14 protein-coding genes are annotated in these 16933 nt (G+C 58.6%); 6 read left to right on the top strand and 8 right to left on the bottom strand.

What is annotated here, in order from left to right; genetic code table 11:
• Nucleotides 1-171 precede the first annotated feature (171 nt).
• Complete coding sequence (locus QRN60_RS19320; RefSeq protein ID WP_129564810.1) at nucleotides 172-4932, top strand: NAD-glutamate dehydrogenase; 4761 nt, start codon at nucleotides 172-174, stop codon at nucleotides 4930-4932.
• 108 nt (nucleotides 4933-5040) lie between these two features.
• Nucleotides 5041-6417: an MFS transporter gene (locus tag QRN60_RS19315; RefSeq protein WP_080866488.1), complete on the top strand. Its 1377-nt coding sequence runs from the start codon at nucleotides 5041-5043 to the stop codon at nucleotides 6415-6417.
• Between the two features lie 60 nt (nucleotides 6418-6477).
• Here the strand turns inward: QRN60_RS19315 and phaR are convergent, their stop codons facing one another.
• Nucleotides 6478-7053 (bottom strand): polyhydroxyalkanoate synthesis repressor PhaR, encoded by a 576-nt coding sequence (phaR, locus tag QRN60_RS19310; RefSeq protein ID WP_003520279.1) that lies wholly within the window; start codon nucleotides 7051-7053, stop codon nucleotides 6478-6480.
• A 243-nt stretch (nucleotides 7054-7296) separates the two neighbouring features.
• On the opposite strand from phaR, the gene QRN60_RS19305 reads away from it, so the two are divergent.
• From QRN60_RS19305 to bfr, 4 genes are all read left to right on the top strand, one after another.
• Entirely contained in the window at nucleotides 7297-8478 is a 1182-nt protein-coding gene (locus tag QRN60_RS19305; RefSeq protein WP_003505229.1) for an acetyl-CoA C-acetyltransferase, read from the top strand.
• Between the two features lie 171 nt (nucleotides 8479-8649).
• A complete protein-coding gene (phbB, locus tag QRN60_RS19300) occupies nucleotides 8650-9375 on the top strand; it encodes an acetoacetyl-CoA reductase (protein WP_035212852.1) in 726 nt (241 codons plus the stop codon).
• 267 nt (nucleotides 9376-9642) lie between these two features.
• Nucleotides 9643-9954 (top strand): (2Fe-2S)-binding protein, encoded by a 312-nt coding sequence (locus QRN60_RS19295; protein WP_003505234.1) that lies wholly within the window; start codon nucleotides 9643-9645, stop codon nucleotides 9952-9954.
• On the top strand, nucleotides 9920-10405 hold the full coding sequence (bfr, locus tag QRN60_RS19290; protein WP_003505236.1) for a bacterioferritin: 486 nt from the start codon (nucleotides 9920-9922) through the stop codon (nucleotides 10403-10405). Before QRN60_RS19295 ends, bfr begins: the two co-directional genes overlap by 35 nt.
• A gap of 42 nt (nucleotides 10406-10447) precedes the next feature.
• Here bfr and QRN60_RS19285 read toward each other — a convergent pair whose 3' ends face one another.
• The 7 genes from QRN60_RS19285 to QRN60_RS19255 form a co-directional block, all read right to left on the bottom strand.
• Nucleotides 10448-10960 (bottom strand): RNA pyrophosphohydrolase, encoded by a 513-nt coding sequence (locus QRN60_RS19285; RefSeq protein WP_080570260.1) that lies wholly within the window; start codon nucleotides 10958-10960, stop codon nucleotides 10448-10450.
• 46 nt (nucleotides 10961-11006) lie between these two features.
• Nucleotides 11007-12206 carry a divergent polysaccharide deacetylase family protein gene (locus QRN60_RS19280; RefSeq protein WP_111791634.1) on the bottom strand — a complete coding sequence of 400 codons (1200 nt, stop codon included), beginning with the start codon at nucleotides 12204-12206 and terminating at the stop codon, nucleotides 11007-11009.
• A 62-nt stretch (nucleotides 12207-12268) separates the two neighbouring features.
• A complete protein-coding gene (locus QRN60_RS19275) occupies nucleotides 12269-13597 on the bottom strand; it encodes a S41 family peptidase (RefSeq protein WP_003505242.1) in 1329 nt (442 codons plus the stop codon).
• Nucleotides 13587-14984 carry a murein hydrolase activator EnvC family protein gene (locus QRN60_RS19270; RefSeq protein ID WP_003505244.1) on the bottom strand — a complete coding sequence of 466 codons (1398 nt, stop codon included), beginning with the start codon at nucleotides 14982-14984 and terminating at the stop codon, nucleotides 13587-13589. The genes QRN60_RS19275 and QRN60_RS19270 overlap by 11 nt, the downstream gene beginning before the upstream one ends.
• 159 nt (nucleotides 14985-15143) lie before the next feature.
• Nucleotides 15144-15626 carry a 23S rRNA (pseudouridine(1915)-N(3))-methyltransferase RlmH gene (gene rlmH, locus QRN60_RS19265; protein WP_003505246.1) on the bottom strand — a complete coding sequence of 161 codons (483 nt, stop codon included), beginning with the start codon at nucleotides 15624-15626 and terminating at the stop codon, nucleotides 15144-15146.
• 158 nt (nucleotides 15627-15784) lie between these two features.
• Nucleotides 15785-16273, bottom strand: a complete 489-nt coding sequence (gene rsfS / locus QRN60_RS19260; protein WP_003505248.1) for a ribosome silencing factor — start codon at nucleotides 16271-16273, stop codon at nucleotides 15785-15787.
• 69 nt (nucleotides 16274-16342) lie between these two features.
• Nucleotides 16343-16927 (bottom strand): nicotinate-nucleotide adenylyltransferase, encoded by a 585-nt coding sequence (locus tag QRN60_RS19255; RefSeq protein ID WP_129564835.1) that lies wholly within the window; start codon nucleotides 16925-16927, stop codon nucleotides 16343-16345.
• Nucleotides 16928-16933 lie beyond the last annotated feature (6 nt).

The following is a 16933-nucleotide window of genomic DNA, read 5'->3' as shown; positions in this document are numbered from 1 at the left end:
CCTCATGGCAAAAGGAGCAAAAAAATTTCGTTTCCAAACTGCAGAAACACGAAAGCCTCTTAAACTCTTCGTAATTCCACGCCAATATCCGATTCGACTGAAAAGGCAAAATCCGCAAATTGGCGATGCTTTTTTATATTAAAGTGTGATTTTTGGAGGAATCCACGTCAAATGGGCTATAGAAACAATCCAAAACGCGAAAAACAGATCGAAAAAGCGCGCCAGCAGGCAATTGCCGAAAATGTCCAATTTCTTGATCCAGGTATTCTTTATGGAAGGGCAAGTGCGGACGATATAGAATATTATTCCGCAGAGATGCTGGCGGCGAGCGCGGCCCACAGTTTCCAGGCACTTTCGCACTGGACGGGAGAGGTTCCGTACATCGGCATCTCCCAGGTGGAGGGCGTTTCACCGCGGGAGGTTCCGGTAACGGTTCTGACCATTATCGGCCGCAATATGCCTTTCCTTTACGATTCCGTCATGGGCGAGGTCACCAGCAGCTATCGCGGCCTTTATCTCGCCGTGCACCCGATACTGGTGCGCGACGAAAGCGCGCAGGCAGGCTATCGTCTTGCGGAACCGGAGGATGATCCCGCTGAAAATATCAGCCTCATCCAGCTGCATATCGCGCCGCTCACGCAGCAGGCCGCCGCAGCGCTGGAAGAGAAGCTGCGCTTCGTACTGACGCAGGTCCAGTCAGCCTATCGCGACTGGCGGCCCATGCTGGCGAAACTCGACGAGGCGCTGGACGAATTGTCCAAGCGCGGCTCATCGCGGCGCAAGACGGAGCGAACGGAAGCGGTCGAATTCCTCAACTGGCTTCGCAATGACAATTTCACCTTCCTCGGCATGCGTGACTACACCTATTCCGGCAAGGGAAAGAACGCGAAGATCGAACGCGGCGACGGCGTTGGCCTCGGCAGTCTCAGCGATCCGGATGTGCGCGTGCTGCGTCTCGGCAAGAACGCCGTGACGACGACCCCGGAAATCCTTGCCTTCCTCGACGGCCCGGATTTCCTCATCGTCACCAAGGCCAATGTGAAATCCATCGTGCACCGCCGCGCCTATATGGATTATATCGGCATCAAACGCTTCGACGAGGACGGCAATGTCATCGGCGAATTGCGCATCGTCGGCCTCTTCACCGCCACCGCCTACACGCGCTCGGTCAAACAGATACCCTTGCTGCGCGCCAAGGTCGCGGAAGTCGAACGGCATTTCGGCTTCGATCCGAACAGCCACTCCGGCCGCATCCTGCAGAACACGCTGGAAGCCTACCCGCGCGACGATCTCTTCCAGATCGAAACGGATCTTCTGATCCGCTTCGTCGAGCAGATCATGGAACTGAGCGACCGGCCACGCGTGCGCGTGCTTGCGCGTATCGACCGTTTCGACCGCTTCGTTTCGGCCATCATCTTCGTTCCGCGTGAGGAATATAATTCCTATGTGCGTGAGAAGATCGGCGATTATCTGAGCAGGGTCTATGACGGGCATATTTCCGCCTATTATCCCGCCTTCCCCGAAGGCGCCGTCGCCCGCGTGCACTTCATCGTCGGGCGCACGGAAGGCAAAACCCCACGCATTGCCCAGGACAAGCTCGAAGATGCCGTCAGCGATATTGCAGCGCGCTGGATAGACCACTTCATTGCGCTGTCGGAGCCCGGTGCGCCGGTGCTGGAGGTGGATCAGGCGTATCAGGAGGCCTTCACGCCGGAAGAGGCGATCGGCGACATGCCCGATATTCTGGGTGCCGCGAAGGGTGAGCCGGTCCGCATCGAATTTTACCAGCAGGAAGGCCAGTCGGCCGACACGCTGTCCTTGAAAATCTTCCACCGCGACGGTCACCTGCCGCTTTCGCGCCGCGTACCGCTGCTCGAAAATCTCGGCTTCAACGTCATCAGTGAGCGCACCTTCGACATCGGTGTGGTTTCAGATGGCGAGAAGCGCGATATCGTTCTGCACGATATGGAACTCTCTGTCGCAGCCGGCACGACGCTCGATCTGCCGCATTACGGACCGAAGCTCGAAGAAGCCTTCCTTGCCGCCTTCTCCGGCAAGGTCGATAACGACAACTTCAACCGCCTGATCCTCACCAGCGGTTTGACAGTGCGCGAAGTTTCCGTCCTGCGCGCCTATGCCCGTTATCTGCGCCAGACCGGCATCGTTTATTCACAGGAGCATATTTCCGAAACGCTCTATAAATATCCTGACATTTCGCGGAATATTTTCGCGCTGTTCAAGGCCGGCTTCGATCCGTCTGTTGAGGAAAAGAAGCGGGTGAAGAAACTCGCCGAGATACACAAGGCAATCGAAGCGGCATTGAGCGGCGTTCCCAATCTCGATGAGGACCGCACCCTCCGACGTTACGTCAACGCCATCGACGCGACGCTGCGCACCAACTACTTCCAGAAAAACGCCGATGGCACGCCGCGTGACATTCTGGCGTTCAAGTTCGATCCCAAACATCTTGATGGCCTGCCCGACCCGCGCCCCTTCCGCGAAATCTTCGTTTATGGAACCGAGGTCGAAGGTGTGCATCTGCGCTTCGGCAAGGTCGCACGTGGTGGTCTGCGCTGGTCGGATCGCGGCCAGGATTACCGCACGGAAGTGCTCGGTCTCGTCAAGGCGCAGCAGGTCAAGAATGCGGTGATCGTTCCTGTTGGCGCCAAGGGCGGCTTCTTCCCGAAGAGCCTGCCCGCCGGCGGCTCCCGCGATGAGGTCTTTAATGCCGGCCGCGAGGCCTACAAGACCTATATCCGCACCCTGCTGTCCATCACCGACAATATCGTTGATGATGCCATTGTGCCACCGGCCGATACGCTGCGGCTCGATGGCGACGACCCCTATTTCGTTGTCGCCGCCGACAAGGGAACAGCAACCTTCTCCGATACGGCGAACGGTCTTGCCCACGACGCCGGCTTCTGGCTGGACGATGCCTTCGCATCGGGTGGCTCGGCCGGTTACGACCACAAGAAGATGGGCATCACCGCGCGTGGCGCCTGGGAAACCGTAAAACGCCATTTCCGTGAAATGGGCACCGACATACAGACCACGCCCTTCACCGTGGCAGGCGTGGGCGACATGTCCGGCGACGTTTTCGGCAACGGCATGCTGCTGTCGGAAAAGATCAGGCTGATTGCGGCCTTCGATCACCGCGACATCTTCATCGACCCGGACCCCGATACCGACAAGTCCTTTGCCGAGCGCAAGCGGCTTTTCGAACTGCCCCGTTCCAGCTGGCAGGATTACGACCGTTCAACGCTCTCCGGCGGCGCGATGATCATTTCGCGCTCCGAAAAATCGGTGACGCTGACGCCGGAAGCCGTGGCTGCCATTGGCATCGACAAATCCGTCGCCACGCCCTTCGAGATCATGACCGCCATCCTGAAGGCGCCGACCGATCTTCTGTGGTTCGGTGGCATCGGCACCTACATCAAGGCGGCGGTGGAAACCAATGCCGAGGTGGGCGACAGGGCGAATGACCCCATCCGCGTCAACGCCACGGAGTTGCGTGCGAAGGTCATCGGCGAAGGCGCCAATCTGGGCATCACCCAGAAGGGCCGCATCGCCTATTCGCTCTCGGGCGGGCGTTGCAATTCCGACGCGATCGACAATTCGGCGGGCGTGAATTCCTCCGACGTCGAGGTCAACATCAAGATCGCACTGGCCTCCGCCGTTAATAGTGGTCGCCTGACGATGCCGAAGCGCAACCAGCTTCTCGCCTCCATGACGCCGGAAGTGGCGCAGCTCGTGCTGCGCAACAACTACCTGCAATCCCTGGCGATCTCGTTGACGGAGCGGCTGGGGCTCGCCAACCGGGAAGAGCTCGGCCGCCTGATGAGCGCATTGGAGGCAACCGGACAGCTGAACCGCAAGGTGGAAACCCTGCCGAACAATGCCGAACTCAGCGAAAGATATGCCTCCGGCAAACCGCTGACCCGGCCGGAAATCGGCGTGCTTCTCTCCTATGCCAAGCTGACCCTGTTCGACGCATTGGTGGCAAGCCCGCTTCCGGACGAACCCTATCTCCAGCATCTGCTGGTCGATTATTTCCCGGCCAAGATGCAGAAGAACTATGCCGACGATATCAAGGCGCATCGTCTGCACCGCGAAATCGTCGCGACCGCACTCGCCAATGCCGTGGTTAATCGCGGCGGCCCGGGCTTCGTGCAAAAACTTGCCGATGCGAGCGGTCTTCTGGCCGCTGATGTCGTCAAGGCGGCGGTGATCGTTGAGGACGGTTTTGGTCTCAAACGTCTTTGGAGCGAAGTCGACGCGCTTGACGGCAAGATCGGAGGTGAAGTCCAGAACGGGCTTTATGCGACGATCACACGTATCTTCTCGGATGCGAGCAGGCTTTACCTGCAAACCGGGAGTGCGGGCGCGGCGACGGGCGACATGGCGACCGAGATCGAGCGTCTGAAAACCGCGATCAAGACGCTGTCGCCAGCGGCAGCGAAATATCGCCGGGAGCTTGGCGTCACGGAAATCGACGGCGTTCCCCAAGCTCTTCTGGAGGAACTCGATACGCTTTCGCTGCTGGTCTATGTGCCTGAAATCATGCGCATCGCCGAAAGTGCGGGCACGACGCTCGCCCGCGCCGCCGAAAGCTATGCCACCGTCTCCTCGACTTTCCGTGTCGCGCGTCTGCTGGATGCCAGCCAGCGCATCACGCCGGCGGATCATTACGAGAGTCTGGCTCTCCTGCGCAGCCAGGATCAGATCTCCTCGTCGAGACGACGGATCGTCATCTCCGCGCTGACGGAATATGCCAAGGAAAAGGATCCGGTTCAGGCCTGGTATGCGGCAGACCGCGTGCGCGTCAACCGTATCGTCTCCGAACTCGGCGCGCTCAGCGACAGCGGCGATACCAACCTTGCCCGTCTGACGGTCGCGGCGGGGCTGCTTGGCGACATCGTTCAGGCACGCTGAGCGGCAACCTTAAAAAACGCCATCCGGGTCACCGGCCCGGATGGAGCAGGCAAGACGAATGCACCGGCATCGCGCCTTTTATTTCCCGATTTTCCGATAGGACGATGAATGACTGTCCCTTCCCCCAATGCGGAAACAGTGATTACCAAACGCGGCATCTGGGGCTGGGTGATGTTCGACTGGGCGGCACAGCCGTTTTTCACTGTTGTCACAACCTTCGTTTTCGGGCCTTATTTCGTCGCCCGGCTCACTGATGATCCGATTTCGGCGCAGGCGACATGGAGCAACATGGCGACGGTGTCGTCGATCATCATCGCTCTCTTTTCACCCATTCTCGGTTCCATCGCCGACCAGTCGGGCGCACGCAAACCCTGGATCGCCTTTTTTGCCGTCATCAAGATTACCAGCCTCTTTTTCCTCTGGTTTGCCGCACCGGGTTCACCGCTCATCCTGCCGATCGTCTGCATGATCCTCGCCTCCATCGCGGCGGAATTTTCCATCGTTTTTAACGATTCCATGATGCCGCGGCTGACCAATCCGCAAAATGTCGGGCGCATTTCCAATCTCGCCTGGGGGCTCGGTTATCTCGGCGGCATGGTGGTATTGATTGCCGTGGTGACGCTTCTGGCCGCCAACCCGCAGACCGGGGTGACCATTGCCGGTATCAAGCCGCTTTTCGGCCTCGATCCTGCAACCGGCGAAGATGCCAGAATAACAGGCCCGCTCGCCGCGGTCTGGTATCTCATCTTCATTCTGCCGATGTTTATGCTGACCCCCGATGCTGAAAAGGGTCTGCCCTTCGCAGCCGCGATCCGCTCGGGATTGGGGGAGTTGAAGATTACGCTACGCGAACTGCGTTACCGCCCCATGCTGTTGCGGTTTCTGATCGCGCGCATGCTCTATCAGGATGGCGTTAATGGCGTTCTCATTCTGGGCGGGGCTTTCGCTGCCGGCATGTTCGGCTGGGCGACGATGGAAATCGGCCTTTTTGGCATTCTGCTCAATGTCGTCGCCATCGCGGGCTGCTTTGCCGCCGGGCGCGTCGACCAGAGACTGGGGTCACGCGTCACCATCCTCATCAGCCTGGTGCTTTTGCTGCTGGCCACGCTGGGCATCGTCTCCACGGAAAAGGGCTCTACCCTGTTCGGCTGGATACAATTATCAACCGCTGACAATGGCGGCATCTTCGCCACCGGTGCGGAAAAGACGTATCTCTTTTATGGCGTTTTGATCGGCCTTGCCTTTGGCCCGGTTCAGGCCTCGTCGCGCTCTTATCTCGCCCGCAACATCACTGTCGCAGAAGCGGGCCGCTATTTCGGCATCTATGCGCTTTCCGGGCGCGCCACGAGTTTCATGGCGACGCTATCATTTTCCATAGCCACCTATATAAGCGGCTCCGCCCATATCGGCATGGCGACGCTCATCGTATTTCTGGGGGCAGGTTTCCTGCTGCTGTTGCGCGTTCCGGAAAGAGCGGCGGGCTGAAAGTCCCAAGCAGCAGCCGATGCGGTGATCAAATCCAGCATCGGCCAGAATGCGGTAGAATCACAGCTGGTCGAGTTTTTGCTGCAATGCGCGCAACTGCGCCTTCAGCTCATCGATTTCGGATGCATTCGGTTTGCGGGTTTCTTTCGGCGCCTGCGGCATCGCAAAAGGCGTGAAGCCCTGCATCGCCTGGCGGAAGAGTTCGGTGTTACGGCGGATCTGCTCTTCCATCATCTGCAGAGGCGCCTGGAAATTGCGGGCAAGCGAACCGTCGCCGAAGGCCTTGGCCATATGCTCCTGCATCTGGCTTTGCTGGTCGGAGAAGGTCTTCATCGAATGTTCGAGAAATGTCGGCACTACCATCTGCATCTGGTCGCCATAATAGGAGATCAGCTGCCGCAGAAACGCCGTCGGCAGCAACGTATTGCCGGTTTTGGCCTCCTGCTCGACGATAATCTGCGTCAGGACTGCGTGGGTAATATCCTCTGATGATTTGGCGTCCTGAACCTTGAAGTCTTCGCCGCGCTTGACCATCTGCGCCAGATCATCAAGCGTCACATAGGTGCTCGTGCCAGTATTATAGAGCCGCCTGTTGGCGTATTTTTTAATGATTGTTTCGCCGTCGTGTTTCGCCATGCCCGCCTCCTCGCGATGATGGTATTTTCTTGTTTTTTGGTGTTATTGCTCTTCCCACCGCAAAGTGTATGCGCAAAACAAGCCCTCTGACAAATGTTTTGTGCATCGCAACAGTTTGTTTTTTGCGCAGCAATTTTCCGCAAGATTCCAGCGTGATTTAGCAACATCTTTTAAAGCAACTTTCGCCATTTGACTTGTATTGAAAGCTTTGCCAGTCTCCGCCCGCAAGTGAGGAGAAAACTAATGACCCTGCCTTCAATCGTAATTGCCAGCGCCGCGCGCACCGCAGTCGGCTCTTTCAATGGCCACTTTGCCAATACGCCAGCCCATGAACTGGGGGCGACCGTCATCAGCGCCGTGCTGGAACGCGCCGGCGTCGCGGCTGGCGAAATCGATGAAGTCATTCTCGGTCAGGTCCTGACGGCGGGCGAAGGGCAGAACCCGGCGCGGCAGGCGGCGATGAAGGCCGGAATTCCCCAGGAAGCAACCGCCTTCGGTCTCAATCAGCTCTGTGGTTCCGGCCTGCGCGCCGTGGCCCTTGGCATGCAGCAGATCGTTACCGGCGATGCGGCCATCGTTATTGCCGGCGGCCAGGAATCCATGTCCATGGCGCCCCACTGCGCCCATTTGCGCGGCGGCGTGAAGATGGGCGATTTCAAGATGATCGACACCATGCTGAAAGACGGCCTGACTGACGCCTTTTACGGCTATCACATGGGCATCACTGCTGAAAACATCGCACGCCAATGGCAGCTTTCCCGCGATGAACAGGACCAATTTGCGGTCGCATCGCAAAATAAGGCCGAAGCCGCGCAGAATGCCGGTCGTTTCACTGACGAGATCGTTGCCTTCACGGTCAAAGGCCGCAAGGCCGATATCGTCATCGATGCGGATGAACATATCCGCGCTGGCGCTTCACTGGAAACGATGGCCAAGCTGCGCCCCGCCTTTGACAAGGAAGGCACCGTGACGGCGGGCAACGCCTCCGGTCTGAATGATGGTGCCGCCGCCACGCTTTTGATGTCGGAACAGGAGGCGGGAAAGCGCGGTATCAAGCCGCTGGCCCGTATCGCCTCCTGGGCGACGGCAGGTGTCGATCCGCAGATCATGGGCACCGGCCCCATCCCCGCCTCCCGCAAGGCGCTGGCCAAGGCTGGCTGGTCGATCAGCGATATTGGCCTTGTGGAAGCCAACGAAGCCTTTGCGGCCCAGTCCTGCGCGGTGGTGCGCGAACTTGGTCTTGATCCTGATATCGTCAACGTCAATGGCGGGGCGATTGCCATCGGCCATCCGATCGGCGCCTCCGGTGCACGCGTCCTTAACACCCTGATTTTCGAAATGCGCCGCCGCAACGTGTCGAAGGGCCTCGCAACGCTCTGCATCGGCGGCGGCATGGGTGTCGCCATGTGCATCGAAGCACTCTGAAACCACCGCCTGACTTTTCAAAAAGCAATTCCGGTTCGGCGTGCAATAGGTTAGAAGCGGCCTCCCATTGGCCGCATTTCTGTGGCCGGTGAGCGCGACGAAAAACTTCTGCAAGATATGGAAGCATCCTCGCATATGCAGGCGCTTCAATGACAGGTCATGGAGGCCGATATGAGCCGGGTTGCTTTGATTTCCGGCGGGACGAGCGGCATAGGTGCCGCAATCGCCCGCGCCCTGCAGGCGGCCGGCTACCGCGTGGCCGTCAACTACGCTTTCACAACGGACAGGGCGGAAGCATTCCAGAAAGAAACCGGCATCCCTGCACTCCAGTGGGACGTGCGCGACTATGACGCCTGCGTCAGTGGTATTGCGAAGGTGGAGGAAACTCTCGGGCCCGTCGAAGTCCTCGTCAACAATGCCGGCATCACCCGCGATGCGATGTTCCACAAGATGACACCGCAGCAATGGCGCGAGGTGATCGACACCAACCTCACCGGCGTGTTCAACATGACGCACCCCGTCTGGCCGGGCATGCGCGACCGCGGCTTCGGTCGCATCGTCAATATTTCCTCCATCAATGGCCAGAAGGGACAGGCAGGGCAGGCCAACTACTCCGCCTCGAAGGCAGGCGATATCGGCTTCACCAAGGCGCTCGCCCAGGAGGGCGCCAGCCGCAACATCACTGTCAACGCCATCTGCCCCGGCTATATCGGCACGGAGATGGTAAGAGCGATCCCGGAAAAGGTTCTGGCCGAACGGATCGTGCCGCAAATTCCCGTAGGACGGTTGGGTGAACCAGAAGAAATCGCGCGCTGCGTTCTGTTTCTGGTTTCCGACGAGGCCGGCTTCATCACCGGCTCGACCATGACGGCCAATGGCGGACAATATTTCGCCTGAGGCCATCCATCGCCGCCCTGCCGGCCGCCTGAACTCAGTAAACTTTCCGTGATCTCGGCTTCGATAAATTTGCGGCGCACAAAAACTTGAAGATGAAAGACAGGAAAGACAGGCCGCCTAAACCAATGAAAATACGATAGTTTTTGTATAGTTTAGAATGAGTCTAGAAAACCCTTGGCGACTCATTAATAGGTTTTTCTTGACATTGGCTGTCCTGTTTTGGTTTAAGAATGAAAACAACGTGTTGCGTCATACAGGCAGTCCATCATGCTGGTTTGCAGCTGCAATTACATCACTGATCACGATATCCGGGACGTCATTAACGAGCTCCTCGACGAGGACTGTTGGCAGCTCATCGTTCCTGCAAAAGTGTATCACGCCATGGAAAAACGCGGCCGCTGCTGCGGCTGTTTCCCGACCGTTGTCGACCTGATCATCAAAACGACTGAAGAATATCATGCCCGTCGCCACTCGACTGAGGCCGATGTTTTTGATTTTATGTCCCGCCTGAAGCAATTCCATGAAGAGAACAGGAGAGCGGACATTGAAAGGCGACAAAAAAGTCATCGAGCGGCTTAACGAGGCCCTTTTTCTCGAACTCGGTGCGGTAAACCAGTACTGGCTTCACTATCGTTTGCTGGAAGACTGGGGCTACACGAAGCTCGCCAAAAAGGAACGTGCTGAATCCATCGAGGAAATGCAGCACGCCGACAAGCTGGTCGCACGCATCATCTTCCTTGAAGGCCATCCCAACCTTCAGACGGTTTCGCCCCTGCGCATCGGCCAGAACGTCAAGGAAGTTCTGGAAGCTGACCTTGCCGGCGAATATGACGCCCGCACCTCCTACAAGAAATCGCGCGATATCTGTTATGAGGCCGGAGACTATGTCTCCATGAAGCTTTTCGAAGAACTGCTGATCGACGAGGAAGGCCATATCGACTTTCTCGAAACCCAGCTCGAACTGCTCGGCAAGATCGGCGAAGAGAAATACGGCCAGCTCAATGCCGATTCCGCCAACGAAGCGGAATAAGCACTGGCGACAGGACAGAAAAGGCGGCCCAGGCCGCCTTTTTTATTTGCCGGAAAGGTGCTGGAACTCCGCCACAACCTTTTCGTATACCGCCCGCTTGAAAGGCACGATGAGCTCCGGCAGGATTTCCATCGGCTTCCAGTCCCATGCGTCGAATTCGGCCGTGTGCCCGGTTGGCGGCGGATCGATCTGGATTTCGCTTTCATCGCCCTCGAAGCGGAACGCAAACCAGCGCTGCGCCTGCCCGCGATATTTGCCCCTGAGGCCGATACCGATCAGTTCGGGCGGCAGATCATAGTGAATCCAGTCGCTCGCTTCCGCAAGCAGGCTCACCGTTTTCATGCCCGTCTCTTCGTAGAGTTCGCGAATGGCGGCCGTCAAAGGCCGTTCGCCGTCATCGATGCCGCCCTGCGGCATCTGCCACAATTGCGGTGAACCGTCATATTCGGAATTGCCTTCCTTGATACGCCGACCGGCCCAGACGAGGCCTCGAGCGTTCAGAACCATTATTCCCGCACAGGGACGGTAAGGCAAATCTTCTGCTTTGATTGTCATGGGAAACCCGCACTGTCTCAACGCCGGAAATGGTCGCAGGCAAGGTTTACTGCCCCGCCTGCCCGGAAACAAGCGCGGAAACACCGACGATCTCAATACCGCGCCCGCCGGCCTCACGCGACCATTTCGATATCGCCGCAACGCTTTCATCGAAGGCCGACGCAACGCCGATCGCCTGGCCATTACGCCGCGCAATCCGCTCCAGCTCGTCCAGCTTGCGCAGAATGGAAGCTTCGGTGACTTCGCCGTCGAGCAAAATATCGGCAAAGCCCTGCGGCGCGGAAATAGCCTTCGCGATCCCCCCGCTCAACGACTGCGCCGAGGAGCCATCATCCAGAAACAGCAGGCCACGCTTGCCGATGTCGCGCATGACAGGCTCCAAGGCCGCCTGCTCGGCAAGAAAGCGCCCGCCGAGATAATTCATGATGCCGGTGTAATTGGTGATTTTTGTCATGGAGCGATGCAGCCGGTCGATATTGACCTTGGCAGGGTCACCCGCCAGCAGCGTGTCCGGGCCGGGATTAGTACCCGGATAACCGAAGGGTTCCAGCGGTATCTGAAGAAGAATTTCATGTCCTTGCCGGCGCGCTTCCTGCATCCAGCGTTGCAGGCTGTTGCCGCTGGCGGCAAAACCAAGCGTGACCTCCGGCGGCAGGTCTCGGATCGCTTTTTGCGACCCCGTCTGGCTGAGACCCAGCCCGCCGACCACGATCGCCACCCGTGTGCCCCGTGCGCCCGACCAGGGCCGTGCATATTGCTCCATCGGCCGCAAACCGTCCGCGCCAACGACCGGCAATCTGCCGAATGCGGTTTCTTCCAGCAGCTCCTCATTGGGCCGCGTCGCCATGCGCGGATCCTGACCATAGGTCTGGCCGCTCATCAGCACCGGCCCGTCACCCTCGCGCGGGCGGGGGGAGTACACCGATACGACATTGCCATCAGGCATTGTCTCGCGATTGATATTGGCGCCGGAGCGCCCGCTTTGCGGCTGCAGAACGGCAGCATCACCGGGAGCCGTTACCTCGGCCAGTGCGGTTTCAGGTGTCTTGTCGGCAAGCTGAGGCTGTGCATCCGGCCCGCTCGCCGTCTTCTGCAAGTTGCCGGGCGAAAGCGCCGTATAGACGGAGAGGCCGCCAATCGAAAAAACCGCAAGCACCGACAGAGCCATAATGACGGAAAAGCGCCGGTTAATACCGGCGCTTTTTTTCTGACGACCTAGAAGCGGTTTTCGCAGGTCCGAAGGCAATGAACGATCCGTCCAAACGGTTGGGCAATAGAGACAATGCGCCGGCTGACCGGCGCACTATCTTACTGCTTGTTGACCACAGCCTTGTCCGGGTTCGGCGGGAAAGACGGATCCGTCTTGGCGCCGCGCAACAGGTCCAGCGCGTAGTTGAGCTGGATGTCGTCCTTTGCTTCCGGCGGCACGTAGGCGGAGGAACCAGAACCTTCGTCCGTTTCGCTCTGGCCCTTGATATGGCCGGTCAGGCTGGATTCGCCTTCGGTCGTGACGCGACCCTGCAATTCCGGCGGCAAAGGCTGTTCAACTTTGATGTCAGGCGTAATGCCCGTGCCCTGGATCGATTTGCCCGACGGCGTGTAATAAAGCGCCGTGGTCAGACGCAACGCACCGGCCTCGCCGAGCGGAATGATCGTCTGGACCGAGCCCTTGCCGAAGGAGCGCGTGCCGACGACGGTCGCACGACGCAGATCCTGCAGGGCACCGGCAACGATTTCCGAAGCCGAAGCCGAACCGCCGTTGACGAGCACGATTACCGGCTTGCCATCGGTCAGATCACCGGCCGTCGCGTTGAAGCGGCGGGTCTCGTCGGGATTGCGGCCACGGGTCGAAACGACCTCACCGCGCTCGAGGAAGGCGTCGGAAACATTGATCGCCTGATCAAGCAGACCACCCGGGTTGAGGCGCAGATCGAGCACATAGCCCTTCAGCTTGTCGGCAGGCACATCAGCCTTGATCTTCTTGATCGCCTTTTCGAGATCATCATAGGTCTTCTCGGTAAAGGAGATGACGCGCAGATAACCGACATTGTCACCCTCGACGCGGGACTTGACGGCCCGCACGGCAATGACATCGCGCATGACGGTGAATTCAAGCGGCTTGTCAGCGCCCTGGCGGATGATCGTCAGCTTGATCGGCGTCTTGACCGCGCCGCGCATCTTTTCAACCGCCTGTTCCAGCTTCAGGCCGCGAACCGGCGTACCGTCAATTTCTGAAATGAAGTCGCCTGCGAGAATGCCTGCGCGGGAAGCCGGCGTGTCGTCGATCGGCGTGATGACCTTGACCAGCTCGTTCTCCATGGTCACTTCGATACCGAGACCGCCGAATTCACCCTTGGTCTGGGTGCGCATGTCGTTGGCATCCTTGGCATTCATGAAGCTCGAATGCGGATCGAGCGAGCTGAGCATGCCGTTAATGGCATTTTCCACCAGCTTCTCGTCATCCGGCGGCGTCACATATTGTGCGCGCACGCGCTCGAACACGTCGCCAAAGATCGACAGTTCCTTATAGGTCGAAGGCCCGGCCGCCTGTGCCGGCATGCTCGCCGAATAAATCACACTCATCGCCGTGGCGCCCATAAGCCCACCGATAAGGAGAAGCGAAACCTTACGAATCATTGTGCGCCCTTCCGGTATTTTTTGCGGTCCACCACGGTTGGGAATCAACCGGTACACCATCTTTCCTGAACTCAATGTAGAGCGTTGGCCTGTCGGTTTCCAGCGCCAATGCTGCTGCACTCGCTACTCTTTTTGCACCCATGGAGGCGATGGGCTCTCCGGAGAACACGAACATGCCCTGCCGCGTCCTCACATTGTCCATGCCCGTCATCACCACATGATATCCGTTACCCGTATTGAGGATGATCATCCGGCCGTAACTGCGAAAATCTCCGGCAAATACCACGAAGCCGTCTGCAGGCGCCGTCACGATGGCTTCCGGTCCGCTCGCGACAACAATTCCCTTGGAAAAGTGGCCCGTTCCGTCCGCATCGCCGAAGCGCCGCAGCACCTCGCCGGTCACCGGCAGCTCCAGCTTTCCCTTCAAACTCGCGAAGGGATATGCGGGCGCAATGCGGTTTTTATCGGGCATTCCCGCCTCGGCCGCGGCGCGTTCCTTCTCGCGTTCCGCCTCCGAAAGACGAGCAAGACGCTGCTCTTCCGCCCGCGCCTTTTCCATCGCTTCCCGCACCGAGGTAATCTCGCCTTCGAGCGAACTGACTAGCCCCTCAAGGCTCGTCGCCTTGCTCGCAAGCTCTTCAGATCGCTTGCGTTCCGCCTCCAGTTCGGCCGCCGTCTGGGAATTCTTGCGGTCATTTTCGGCAATCAGGAGGTCGAGGCGTTTTTCCTCTTCCAGACTTGCCGTCATCATACCCGTAAGATCACCCTTTTCGCGAGCGATTGCCTGCCTGACGTCGGTCAATTCTTTGAGAGCGGCGACGAGCTTGTCGGTTTCACCGCGAATGCCGGGCACGACGGCGCCGAGAAGAATGGCACTGCGCACGGAAGCCAGTGCATCTTCAGGTGAAACGAGGAGAGCCGGTGGCGGGTTTCTGCCCATGCGCTGCAATGCGGCCAGAACCTCCGCCAGCACGCCGCGTCTTTCCCGCAATGATGCCTTGACGCCATCCTCACGGACCGAAAGCTTGGCCAGGCGATCCTCGCCGTCGCTGATCTTGGCTTCCAGCGCCTTGCGTCGGGCAGCCGATGCGATCAGTTCCTCGCGAATGCGCGCGCTGTCCTGATTGAGGGAGGCGATGCTTTCTTCGAGCGTCCTTGTCTTGTCTTCCGAAAGGCCGATGCTGTCGACCAGCTCCTCCAGATCCTGCCGGTTCTGGTCGCGGCGCTTCTCCAGCGTCTGCAGCGCATCCGGCGAGGAAGCATCGCTTGCCGCCGGGGCAGCGCCCGCATCGTCACGCGAATGGGTCGGACCGCCCCCCATGACGAAAGCAGCAATAACCGCGCCCGCAAGGGCAGCGTGCCGTTTTCGTTGAGGCGTGGTGTCCATTTGAGCTTTCTTTGATGCCGAAGCAGGAGCGCCGATATTAGGGATTTTGCCGCGATCTTCCAAGAGGCCTGAGAAAGGCCGCCGCCAAAGTCGTCCGCAGTCAGCGGTGTCGCGGAGCTTCATGTTGAAATTGAGACAATTCCCCGAAAGGAAACCCGTTCAGGCGCGGTGATAGGGATGGCCGGAGAGGATCGTGACAGCCCGATAGAGCTGCTCGGCAATCAGGATACGAACGATCTGATGCGGCCATGTCAGCTTGCCGAGATTGAGAACGGCCGCCGCCCTGTCGTAAAGCGCGGGGTCAAGCCCATCTGCCCCGCCAATGGCGATCACAAGGTCACGTTTGCCGCTATCACGCAGATCGCCAAAAAATGAAGCAAAGGCGGGACTATCAAGTGCCTTTCCGCGCTCGTCCAACAGGACGAGGACAGCGCCATCGGCCAGATGTTTCTCCAGCATCGCGGCTTCTTCGCGTTTGCGGGTCTCGGCATTGGAAGCACGGCTTTCACCCACCTCGATCACCCGCGAAAACTCCAGCCCGATCGCCGGGCCGGTCTTTGCCAGACGCTCGATATAACGGGCCGCAAGATCCTTTTCAGGGCCGGATTTCAGCCGTCCCACCGCAAAAATTGAAATCCGCATCGCAAACCTGCATTCGTCGTGACCCAACAGGGTCCCGCTCTTAACAGCATAGCCTGCGGATTCCTATGCGGCCGGTCTGATTTCCGGCCAGAGGCACCGTTTCCGAAGTCAGATTGATCTTCGGCAGAAACGATGCACTCGCTCAAAGGCTCACCGCATCAATGCAGCGTCTCTTCCGGCATATCCGGCGTCGCCCACATTTTTTCAATGTTGTAGAAGGCGCGGATTTCCGGGCGGAACACATGAACGATGATGTCGCCGGTATCGATCAGCACCCAGTCTCCGGTCTCGAGACCTTCGACGCGGGCGTTTCCGAACCCTTCATCCTTCATGTCTTTCAGAAGATGCTCGCAAATCGCCGAGACATGCCTGTTCGATCGCCCGGAGACCACAACCATGTAGTCCGCAAGCGCCGATTTTCCGGCAATGTTGAGAGAGACGATATCTTCAGCCTTGGAGTCCTCGAGGCTCGCGAGGACGGTTTCGAGGGCATGGCCGGCGGCATCGGCGCCACTGTCCTGACCCTTCGGGATAGCAACAAATGCTTTTCCCTTGGCGTGTACTGTTGTCAGAGGTTTTCCTTTCCAAGAATGACAAAACAGGCACTGCGCGACGCGATTCTCTGCGTCACACAATGAAGGTGGCATCAAAGCATTAACTTTTCAAGATATGGGCACTTCAACATCAGCCGCATACATCATTTGTGATCGGAGCTGTCATTTACGGCCGTTGCGCAGCGCCGTGGAACTGAGCGTAGAACGCGGTCCGTGAATGAAAACCCAGGCGGGAGCGCGTTTTTTCCACAGAACCCCGGCATCGTCCTCATCTATCCGCACCTGGCTGAAGGCCTGCGCCATGGTGGAGGAGAGGTAGGACAGGGTCGAACCCGGTCGATCGATCACCGCGATTGGAAAAGTCTCGGCTATGGTGCGCCATTTCTGCCAATGGTGAAAACTCTTCAGATTGTCGGCACCCATGACCCAGATGAAGCGGACGTGCGGATTTTTTGCCTTCACCTTCGCGAGTGTATTGGCCGTATAGCTCATCCCCAGCGTTTTCTCGAAAGCCGTCACCTTGATGCGTGGATCGTGGACCAGCTTTTCGCAGGCCGCGATGCGATCTTCGAGGGACGCCAACTCCGAACGGCTTTTCAGCGGGTTGCCCGGCGTGACGATCCACCAGAGCTGATCGAGACCCAGCCTGCGCAGCGCAATCTCGGCCACAAGCGCGTGGCCTGCATGGGGGGGATTGAAAGAGCCGCCGAAAAGCCCGACGACCATGCCGCGTTCCACATGCGGCATGGTGAG

Origin of the sequence: Agrobacterium sp. CFBP2214, from assembly GCF_030209895.1 — a bacterium.
Lineage (GTDB): Bacteria > Pseudomonadota > Alphaproteobacteria > Rhizobiales > Rhizobiaceae > Agrobacterium > Agrobacterium radiobacter.
This window is presented reverse-complemented; position numbering and strand designations above follow the sequence as displayed.

Excerpts from the sequence above, each read along its gene's own strand:
- QRN60_RS19270 (WP_003505244.1), bottom strand. The coding sequence starts at position 14,984 with ATGGACACCACGCCTCAACGAAAACGGCACGCTGCCCTTGCGGGCGCG.
- rlmH (WP_003505246.1), bottom strand. The coding sequence starts at position 15,626 with ATGCGGATTTCAATTTTTGCGGTGGGACGGCTGAAATCCGGCCCTGAA.
- phbB (WP_035212852.1), top strand. The coding sequence starts at position 8,650 with ATGAGCCGGGTTGCTTTGATTTCCGGCGGGACGAGCGGCATAGGTGCC.
- QRN60_RS19305 (WP_003505229.1), top strand. The coding sequence starts at position 7,297 with ATGACCCTGCCTTCAATCGTAATTGCCAGCGCCGCGCGCACCGCAGTC.
- phaR (WP_003520279.1), bottom strand. The coding sequence starts at position 7,053 with ATGGCGAAACACGACGGCGAAACAATCATTAAAAAATACGCCAACAGG.
- QRN60_RS19320 (WP_129564810.1), top strand. The coding sequence starts at position 172 with ATGGGCTATAGAAACAATCCAAAACGCGAAAAACAGATCGAAAAAGCG.
- QRN60_RS19255 (WP_129564835.1), bottom strand. The coding sequence starts at position 16,927 with ATGCCGCATGTGGAACGCGGCATGGTCGTCGGGCTTTTCGGCGGCTCT.
- QRN60_RS19285 (WP_080570260.1), bottom strand. The coding sequence starts at position 10,960 with ATGACAATCAAAGCAGAAGATTTGCCTTACCGTCCCTGTGCGGGAATA.
- QRN60_RS19275 (WP_003505242.1), bottom strand. The coding sequence starts at position 13,597 with ATGATTCGTAAGGTTTCGCTTCTCCTTATCGGTGGGCTTATGGGCGCC.
- QRN60_RS19295 (WP_003505234.1), top strand. The coding sequence starts at position 9,643 with ATGCTGGTTTGCAGCTGCAATTACATCACTGATCACGATATCCGGGAC.
- QRN60_RS19315 (WP_080866488.1), top strand. The coding sequence starts at position 5,041 with ATGACTGTCCCTTCCCCCAATGCGGAAACAGTGATTACCAAACGCGGC.
- rsfS (WP_003505248.1), bottom strand. The coding sequence starts at position 16,273 with ATGCCACCTTCATTGTGTGACGCAGAGAATCGCGTCGCGCAGTGCCTG.